Genomic DNA, 2,573 nt, shown 5'->3' on the forward strand with positions numbered 1-2,573 from the left:
CTCGTGAAAAACTCTGTGGTTATGACAAATTCAAAGATCGGCAGAAACGTTGTTATAGAACGAGGAATAGTCGGTGAAGGAACGTTTGTGAAGGACGGAGTAGTTCTCGGCTATGGAGATGAAGTTCCACACGAGACGCAGCCTCACATCTATAACGCGGGAATCGTAGTCGTCGGATCTGACGTGGTTATTCCACAAAACACAAAGATAGGAAAGAACAGTGCCATTCTCAATCACGTTAGAGAGGAGGATTTTGAGGGAGATGTTGAAGGCGGTAAAACCATTTCCCCCAAAGCGTAAGGGAGTAGCTTCTTTTACACTGCTCATCGCAATTCTGATAGTCTGTACTGCGATGGTTACGGTACTGGCACCAGTGGATACTATAATGGTCTCAAGAAGGCTAAGTTCATGGTACTTCAGACTCGCACTGACTATCAAATCCATATACCTTGCAGAGCCCGAAGAAACGGAAATCAATGGCCTTCAAATGGAAAAAAGTTCAAGGACAGTTTATTCAAACTGCGCAAAAATAGAGATAATAAATTACCATATAATTGAAGGAGAGAAATCCTTCGATTTTGAAATCGTTGGCAATATCACCGATATTTCATAAGGAGGTATGAGTTATGAAGAAAGTTCTGCTTATTACCCTGTTGCTGATCATGGCAGTATTTGTGATGGGCCAGAAGCTTACTATTCTGCACATCAACGACACTCACGGACATATCTGGCCGGAAGGTGATTACGGTGGACTGGCGGCTATAACCACCCTGGTAAATCAGGTCAGGGCTGAGAATCCCAACACTCTATTCCTGCATGCCGGAGATATCAACACCGGTGTCCCCGAATCGGATTTGCAGGACGCTGCACCCGATATAGTAGCCCTCAACCTGATGAAGCTAGACGCAATGGCCATCGGTAATCACGAATTCGATAACGATGCTTCCGTACTTGCGAAACAGATGGAAATCGCAAATTTCCCGTTCTTAAGCGCAAATATCTACAAGGATGGTGAACCGGCCTTCCAGGAATATATGATCACGGAAGTCGGAGGAATAAAGGTAGCCATCGTTGGGTTTACGACTCAAGAAACGGAAATCCTTGAGTACCTCTATGCGAAAGACTACGAGTGGAAAGACGTAATTGAAGTTGCCAAAGAGATCATTCCTGAACTCGAGGCTCAGGCGGATATCGTAATTGCGCTCACTCACATGGGAAGCAATCCCGTGCTTGCCGGCCCCAATTCCTGGGAGCTTGCGAAAGCGGTTGACGGTATCGATGTCATTGTCGACGGTCATAGCCACACTTTCTACGAAAGGCCTGAGATAATCAACGAGACAATAATCGTATCGGCAGGAGAATGGGCGAAGAATCTTGGCAAGCTCGAACTTGAAATCGTTGATGATACGGTCATTTTCGTTTCCTTCAGAAATCTCCCGGTTATCGCCGAAGAGATCGAACCGGACTTCGCCGTGGCAACTGTGCTTGATTACTTCAAGAAGGCCGGCGGAGAAGCTCTTAATATCGTTGTCGGAGAGACCGCGATAAGACTCGAGGGGGATAGAGGAGTAGTAAGGTCACAGGACACGAACCTTGGTTACTTGATATGTGACGCAATGGTATGGAAAACCGGTGCTGATCTAGCCTTGACAAATTCTGGTGGAATCAGAGCTTCCATAGAGGCTGGTCCAATAACGTATCGCGACATTCTTACAGTTCTTCCGTTTGGAAACACGCTGTACGTTTTGGAAGTACCCGGCACCGCTCTCAGAGAGATTCTCCAGTACACGGCAACGAGAGAAGCGGGGCAGGGAGCGATGGCTCAGGTAAGTGGAGTAACTTATGTAATTGAGAACAAAGAAGCAAAGGATATTCTCGTAAACGGAGAACCTATTGATGATAACAAGTTGTACAAACTGGCTACAAATAACTACCTTGCCTCTGGCGGTGACGGTTATGAAATTCTTGCTGGCCTCTCAGGTTACGACACTGGATTCGTTCTCGCCGACGTTGTAGTCGAGTTTGTTGGAGAGATCAGCCCGATAACCTCTTACCCAGATAGCGGAAGAATAACCAGAAAGTAGTTTTAGATTAAGTTAAGACTCAAACATTGTACTATAATAGGAGCGGAGCGACCGCTCCTTTTGTTTGTTAATCCCAGTCATTTTTTGAGTCGAAGTTTCTTTCATGATATTCGGGATCCCAGAAAGGCAAACATCTATTGATTAAGGTTGAGAGGTGATAACTAAATGAGGTTGCCTACCTTCAGAGGAGGGGTGCACCCGCCAGAGAAAAAGGAACTGTCTAAAGATTCCCGTCTGAGCGTTCTGCCGCTTCCCGAAAGTCTATGTATTTCTTGCAAACCACGCCGGTGTTCCTGCTAAACCACTTGTGAACGTTGGAGACAGCGTAAAGACAGGTCAATTGATTGCGGAGGCCAGTGGTTTCATTTCCGCAAATCTTCATTCTCCTCTGACAGGTGAAGTCAAGGAGATCGCAAAGTACTACCATCCGACTCTTTCAAAACCTGACGATGCAATTGTTATAGAAAAATCGGGCGAAGAAGAGTGGGA

2 protein-coding genes and 2 pseudogenes are annotated in these 2,573 nt (G+C 46.0%); all 4 read left to right on the forward strand.

Going from position 1 to position 2,573, the window contains the following annotated elements:
- Window positions 1-300, forward strand: a pseudogene (locus BG32_RS04340) (glucose-1-phosphate adenylyltransferase); the annotation flags it as partial.
- Complete coding sequence (locus BG32_RS04345) at window positions 263-613, forward strand: hypothetical protein (RefSeq protein ID WP_006486756.1); 351 nt, start codon at window positions 263-265, stop codon at window positions 611-613. The pseudogene BG32_RS04340 and the gene BG32_RS04345, both read left to right, overlap by 38 nt.
- 13 nt (window positions 614-626) lie before the next feature.
- Window positions 627-2,084: a 5'-nucleotidase C-terminal domain-containing protein gene (locus tag BG32_RS04350; RefSeq protein WP_006486758.1), complete on the forward strand. Its 1,458-nt coding sequence runs from the start codon at window positions 627-629 to the stop codon at window positions 2,082-2,084.
- Between the two features lie 165 nt (window positions 2,085-2,249).
- Window positions 2,250-2,573 (forward strand): annotated as a pseudogene (locus BG32_RS04355) (electron transport complex subunit RsxC); the annotation flags it as partial.

The organism is Mesotoga sp. HF07.pep.5.2.highcov (genome assembly GCF_003666285.1).
GTDB lineage: Bacteria > Thermotogota > Thermotogae > Petrotogales > Kosmotogaceae > Mesotoga > Mesotoga prima.